This is a genomic window from Streptomyces sp. BR123 (assembly GCF_013401435.1).
In the GTDB taxonomy this organism is placed as follows: Bacteria; Actinomycetota; Actinomycetes; order Streptomycetales; family Streptomycetaceae; genus Streptomyces.
Genome location: NZ_JACBGN010000410.1, coordinates 1 through 5,023, shown reverse-complemented (window position 1 = coordinate 5,023; position 5,023 = coordinate 1). Strand labels below are relative to the sequence as shown.

Genomic DNA, 5,023 nt, shown 5'->3' with positions numbered 1-5,023 from the left:
GGGCGGGAGGAACGGGACGTCGTTCAGCGCCAGACGGCGCTGAAGTTGTCCAGCTGGGCCCACGTGATGGGGTTCGTGGAGCGTCCGCCGTACAGCCAGAGCTCGCGGACGGAGTTCGCCTCCGCCCGTGCGGTGCACACTCCGCCGCTGTTGTTGCGCGGCACGCTGCCCTGGGTCGCCATGCTCGGGGCCAGGGCGTCGGGCAGCGTACCGATCCGGACGTCCGCGTCGAAGGTCCCCTTCACCCCGCCACCGAGTTGCAGCACCGTCGTGCCCGCGATGCTGATCAGCCGCCCCTGCGGTGCGCGGACGTCGGCGGTCACCCCGCTCGCCAGCGGGATCGGCTGCCAGTCGGCCAGTACCTTCACCCCGTCGACCTCCGGGGCCCCGGACAGCGACAGGATGGTGCAGGTCCGCGGGCCGGGCTCCTCGCCGGCGAAGCCGAAGTGCAGATGCGGCACCCCGTTCCGCACCGACACGGCCATGCCCTCGGGTTCGCGCAGTTCCAGGCCCGGAGCGGCGGCGGTGAACTGCTGGTCCAGGACGGCACCGGTGGCCCAGTCCACCGCTGTCAGCCACGTGTTGCCGGGCGGGTCGAGCGTGGCCGAGTATCCGTTGCCGGCCAGCATGTACAGCACGCCGCCGAGGGAGGCGTACCCCTGGAAGGTTCCGTGCGCGTCGGGCTGGTTGATGCGGGCCAGCGGAGCCGTCCAGTCGCCGGCCCTGGCCTTGTCCAGGTCATGGGACTCGAACGTCATGCTGCCGCTCTTGAAGCGGACGATCACCCGGTTCGTCGTGGGGTCGATGGTGCAGGTGACGTTGGTGGCACCGGCCACGGGCCGGTACGGCTCGGCGAGCTGCGAGGAGCCGGAGCCGATGGTGGTTCCGTCACGGAACTCGAAGTGGGTGACGGCCGTGCCGTAGCCCTCCTTCTCCTCTTCCGGCACGTTGGTGCCCATGGGGACGGACGCCGTCTCGGTCCACAAACGCGAGACCCCGTCGTGGTGTTCGACGCCCATGGACACTCCGTGGCCGAAGCCCTGCAGGTACATGTGCCCCGTGATCGCGCCCGCCTGGTCGAGGCGGGTCACGGCAAGGTCGCCGGCGTACGCCCGTTGCGCGCCGGTCCTGGGGCCGGACTCTCCCGGGAGGGTGAGCCCGCCCTCGACGACCTGGAGGACGAAGATGTCGCCGGTGACCGGGTCGATGCCGAAGGACTGCATCACCGTGGCGTTCTGCAGTTTCCGCCGGTGGAGCAGTTTGCCCACCGGTCCCGTTATGTCGATCTGCCCCTCGACGCCGATACTCAACTCCGCCTCCTGCCCGGGCCGTCCGCTTGTCCGTTGCTCAGCCGGCTGCCGCCGTCCTGACCAGGGCCAGTCTTGCAGCCGGGCGAGCGGACGGAAGTCTCCGGTTGATCACTTCTTGGTGACTGTCGCCTGCACACGCCGCTCTCGGTCCGGGGCCGAGGCCCTCAGGGGCTTCAGGGGCTTCAGGGGCTTCAGGGGCCGAGGTTCCACTGGTCCCCGTACTGCTCACGAGGAGGCAGGGAGCCGGAGCGGAAGCAGTCCGGCATCGCCGCCGGCAGCACGGTGACGTCGTAGCGGACCGTCAGCGCCGTGTACCGTGCTCCATCTCGCCGGACTCCTTGCACACCACTGGACAGCCGGCCGGCACCGCGTTTCCCGGCGTGCCCGCGGCCGGCCCGCCAGCCGCCACGCGGCGCCGCGCAGGACGGTCACGTCCACGGCACCGGGCGGCAGCCGGCACGGGAACGCGCCCACTCCCTCCACAGAGACGGCACGCCGGTGCAGGGGAGCCGGTGCCGCCGCAGGTGCCCGGTCGCCCGAAGGGCGGTGAGCGCGCATCCGTTTGCCGTCGTGATCGTTGACCGGTCATGCCACGTATGAAGAATTTCGCCGCGCTGCTTGCTGCCTGCGCCCTCCCCCTGCTTGCTGCCACGCCGGCCGGCGCCGAAGTACACGGGCAGTGCGGCAACTACATCTGCGTCATGACCGCGCACCACAACCGGTTCGTCCAGGACATCACCGTGAGGACCAAGGACGGACTCCCCGGCACGCTTCGCTCGTACTGGGGCAACTTCCACTCCCCGAAGGTCAACGCGGCGAGCCACCGGTGGGAGGTGGGCTACGAGCAGGCCGGCTCGAAACTCGTGTGCGGCGGCCTGGAGCGCGATGGCCGCTCGATCGAAGACGGCATCTGCGTCACGATCTGATCCCCCTGCCCCGAGAGCCCCAGACCTCCGGCACGGTCGCTCCGAACGGAGGTCGGGGCTGCCCCCGGCGGCGGACGGTGGCCCGCGCGGTCCGCATCAGCCGGCTTCGGGCACTCCGCAGCAGGCTCGGCCGCCAAAGCTTCCCGCCCGGCACGAAACCACCTCAGCCCGAACCGACACGTAGAACCTGTCCGCCAAACAGGAACAACCTCAGGACCCGGGTGTCACCTGCGCCAGAACAGGTGGTGCGTCACGCCGCTCGGGCTGGGGACGGTCTCCAGGTGGAAGCGGTCGAGTAGCTCCTCGGGCGAGTCCCACAGGCGCAGCCCGGAGCCGAGTTCCACGGGCGAGACCGCCACGTGGAGGGTGTCGACGAGGTCGGCGTCGAGGAACTCGCGGATGGTGGTCACTCCGCCGCCGAGCCGGACGTCCTTGCCCTGCGCGGCCTCCCGCGCCATGGCGAGGACGGCGGCCGGTTCGCCGGCGACGAAGTGGAAGGTGGTGTCGGAGAGGGTGAACGAAGGCCGTTCGTGGTGGGTCAGCACGAACACCGGCGTGTGGAACGGCGGCTCGTCACCCCACCAGCCGCGCCATTCGTGGTCCTGCCAGGGGCCGCGCTGCGGCCCGAACTTGTTGCGGCCCATGATCTCGGCGCCGATGTTGTTGGCGAAGTCCCGGGTGAAGTAGTCGTCCAGGCCCCGGCTGCCGCCGGGCTCGGTGCGCCTGGGCCAGCTCGCCGTGGCGCCGGCCCAGGCGAACAGCCTGCCCGGGTCGACGTGCCCGAAGGGGTGCTCGAGGCTCTGGTCCTCCCCGGCCCCGATCCCGTCGCTCGACACGTTGAAGTTCTGAACTCTCAGCAGCTGGGCCATGCGCTCCTCCTTGGGCTTCTCGGCACCATGCACAGGAGACCGTCCCGGGCGCCGGAACTCATCGGCCAGTCCGGTGATCCGGCCTGAGGGCCCGCGCCGGAACCGGTCGTCAGTCCGGCAGGGGCGGGGCACGCGGCCCGTGAACGGCGCCGGGCCGGTCAGGAGGCAGCTGTGGGGGTGGGCGCGGCCCCGTACTCGCGGCAGGCCTGCGGAAGCCGGGACACCCGCAACAGAATTGAACGTGTTCAGCCCTGGTGGCAGTATGAGGGCGTGCGGCGCGATCCGAACGGGCGACGGCGTCACTTCGGCGTGCCGGGGGAGGGGGACCCACCGTGGAATCGAAGCGCTCCTACGGCCGGATGCTGCTGGTCTCGACGATGGTGCTGTTCCTCGAAGCGCTGCTCGCGGCGGTGCTCGGCGTGCTGTACACCCTGACCCGGGTGCCGCCGCGCGTCGACGGCGGAAACGCCGAGGCCCTGGCGGCCTTCCTCGGCGTCTCGCAGCTCGTCATGGTCGTGGCGTTCGTGCTGTCGCTCGTGGTGGTGCTGCCGGCCGTGGCGCTCGGCGACCTCCTCGGGCGCCTGTTCGGCGGCCGGGACGCATGGCCGTGGGCGGTGGCCGCGGTGGCGGCACTGCTCGCCGTGCCCGTGGCCGCGGGCCTCGCCACCGGCGCAGACCTGTCCACCGTGCTCGTGCCCTGGGCGGTGGCCACGGCCGTCCTGTCCGTCGCCGCCCTGCTCGGCCGGCCGCGGCGGGACGGGCTGTTCGGCCTCGTCGCGGTGCGGGGTACCGCAGTCGTGGCGGGCATCGGCCTCCTGGGCTCCTTCGCCCTCTGGACGGACATCGTGCCGAGGTACCGTCCCCCGCTGCTCACCGCGGCGTCCGTCGTGGGCACCTGGTCAGACGGCAGAGGAGGACTCGTCACCTTCGCAGCGGACGGCAGCGCCACCGCCTCGGCCGTCAAGTACTTCCGGCCCGGCGAGACCTCCACCTGGGGCCGGGCCTGCTCGGGCCCCGGCACCTGGACGCTGACACCCGGACGGCGCAACACCTGGGGCCAGCGGGTCGACATCCGCATCGCGGGCTGCCCGCTGCCCGAGTGGCGGGTCGCCGGCAGGCCGGAGCGTCCGGAGCTGTACCACCACGTCGGCGACCCGTCCGACGGCGACCTGTACGAGCTGCGCAAGAACCCGTGAACAGGCCGGGCGCCCGCAGCGGCCAGGCTCGGTCCCACGCAGGAAGATCGAAGGCGGGGGCGCGAAGTGGACGAAGCGAACGGCCCGGCGGAGTACGGGGTGCCCGGGGCGGCGCCGACCGAGCCCGTCGAAGCGGCTGCACGCGCTGCGCCGTTGTGCCGCCGGCGCACCGATCGCCCTCGGGAAGATCAGAGGCGGGTAGCTCCGAGGCACGCCACAACGCTTTCAGGACAAGCCCGTCCACCCTGGGGCCACCCTCCAGGTGCGTCATCAACAGCTGACCCCGCCGCACCCTCGGGTAGGCCGCATGCATGAGCGGGTCCGGTGGATGCCGTCACGGTATGCGGGGCAACCCACGTGCAGGTCCGGCCTCGGCGAGCGCCTTCTCCATGCCGTCCCTCGCCATCTGCGGCGTCGCCTGCCCGGCCTCGTCGACGAACAGCCAGCCCAGCCCCTCGGGCCGCCCGAAGAAGAACGGCCCGGAGTTCACGACGGCGGCACGGGAGGCCGGGTGGCGTTTCACCGGCGTATCGGGCGGCCGGCCGGGACCGTCCCCGCGAGCAGCTCGGATGTGACGGCGGACACAGCTCTGATGTGTCACGTTCCAGGGGCCCCTCCGGTCCATGGGGTGTCGAAGCGGACAAGGGGTCGAGGGACCCGATGCGGGAGGCTGGTATGGGCGCGACGAGGGTGCTGCTGGCGGGGGCGACCGGGGTGGTCGG

5 protein-coding genes are annotated in these 5,023 nt (G+C 71.8%); 2 read left to right on the top strand and 3 right to left on the bottom strand.

The window, feature by feature from the left end:
• Positions 1-23 precede the first annotated feature (23 nt).
• Complete coding sequence (locus HYE82_RS33880) at positions 24-1,310, bottom strand: hypothetical protein (protein WP_179178057.1); 1,287 nt, start codon at positions 1,308-1,310, stop codon at positions 24-26.
• Positions 1,311-1,906: 596 nt separating this feature from the next.
• Here HYE82_RS33880 and HYE82_RS33875 point away from each other — a divergent pair.
• Complete coding sequence (locus tag HYE82_RS33875) at positions 1,907-2,236, top strand: hypothetical protein (RefSeq protein ID WP_256988063.1); 330 nt, start codon at positions 1,907-1,909, stop codon at positions 2,234-2,236.
• 224 nt (positions 2,237-2,460) lie between these two features.
• Here HYE82_RS33875 and HYE82_RS33870 read toward each other — a convergent pair whose 3' ends face one another.
• Entirely contained in the window at positions 2,461-3,105 is a 645-nt protein-coding gene (locus tag HYE82_RS33870) for a dihydrofolate reductase family protein (RefSeq protein ID WP_179178055.1), read from the bottom strand.
• A gap of 332 nt (positions 3,106-3,437) precedes the next feature.
• Here HYE82_RS33870 and HYE82_RS33865 point away from each other — a divergent pair, with 332 nt between their 5' ends.
• Positions 3,438-4,301 (top strand): hypothetical protein, encoded by an 864-nt coding sequence (locus HYE82_RS33865; protein ID WP_179178054.1) that lies wholly within the window; start codon positions 3,438-3,440, stop codon positions 4,299-4,301.
• A 334-nt stretch (positions 4,302-4,635) separates the two neighbouring features.
• Here HYE82_RS33865 and HYE82_RS33860 read toward each other — a convergent pair whose 3' ends face one another.
• Entirely contained in the window at positions 4,636-4,824 is a 189-nt protein-coding gene (locus HYE82_RS33860; RefSeq protein WP_179178053.1) for a hypothetical protein, read from the bottom strand.
• Positions 4,825-5,023: the final 199 nt, after the last annotated feature.

Coding starts and splice junctions, on each gene's coding strand:
- HYE82_RS33875 (WP_256988063.1), top strand. CDS start 1,907: ATGAAGAATTTCGCCGCGCTGCTTGCTGCCTGCGCCCTCCCCCTGCTT.
- HYE82_RS33870 (WP_179178055.1), bottom strand. CDS start 3,105: ATGGCCCAGCTGCTGAGAGTTCAGAACTTCAACGTGTCGAGCGACGGG.